The following is an 896-nucleotide window of genomic DNA, read 5'->3' as shown; positions in this document are numbered from 1 at the left end:
GGATCGTACCCCGCACATAAGGGACTTGCACCCTCTAGAAGATTATTATATCTTTAAAATAAAATAAGGCTGTGTCCATTTTGGGCACACACAATCTATATGCTGACCATTGCCAAACTCTTGGTCATCTGAGTGGTAAGTGTTATCTTGACCCACCGCCAAAAAATCAAATTTGTGTAAATTGAAGAACCAATCAATCACAAAAGCTGAATTTTTGGCTCATTAGTTATTTATTAGTGCACTGCCAGTATGGGCAACGGGCACATATAGTAGACGTTATCTCTAATGAATAGATCAAAAGTTAAAAAATGAACTCTGAATTATTATCATATCTGAAAGTCGCAAAACCAAAAGAAGATCATGAAATCTTAAATGGAATAAAACAAACTGAAAGTGACTATGAACTTTTAAAGGATGAAGTAAAACAAATTATACCAAATTGGGTGAAGCATATGTTAATCGATTTTAAAATTGCTAACCTAATTTTGGACTTCAAATTTCAAGAAGATGAACAAATATCAATTCAGTTCAATAGTTTTAAACAGATTGAAGATGCATGCTTAAATATGTATCCTGGATGTGCGATATTCGAATTAGGATATATTGGAATAGGAGAAGATCCAACTGGAAGTGGTAACCCTTACTTCATTAAAATCGATGAAGGTGAAAACCCACCACTATATCAAATTTATCATGATGTAAGCGATAAAGGTGAGGAAATAGTGAAACAAGGAAAAGAATTAATTTCAAACAAACTTTCCGATATATTTAAGAATCAAATTAAATAGAAAAACACGAGAGATAATCGAGTAGACCGCCCCGTCAGTAAAAACTGACAGGGAGAGCCTCTCACACCACCGTACATACGGGTCTCGTATACGGCGGTTGGCTACTTT

General features: G+C 34.7%; 1 protein-coding gene. It reads left to right on the top strand.

Annotated elements, in window-relative coordinates; all coding sequences use genetic code 11:
• The first annotated feature begins 308 nt into the window (after nucleotides 1-308).
• Entirely contained in the window at nucleotides 309-788 is a 480-nt protein-coding gene (locus NH26_RS24900; protein ID WP_044230005.1) for a hypothetical protein, read from the top strand.
• Nucleotides 789-896 lie beyond the last annotated feature (108 nt).

Source organism: Flammeovirga pacifica, from assembly GCF_000807855.2.
GTDB lineage: Bacteria > Bacteroidota > Bacteroidia > Cytophagales > Flammeovirgaceae > Flammeovirga > Flammeovirga pacifica.
The sequence above is the reverse complement of the archived record's forward strand: the minus strand, read 5'-3'. Positions and strand labels throughout refer to the sequence as shown.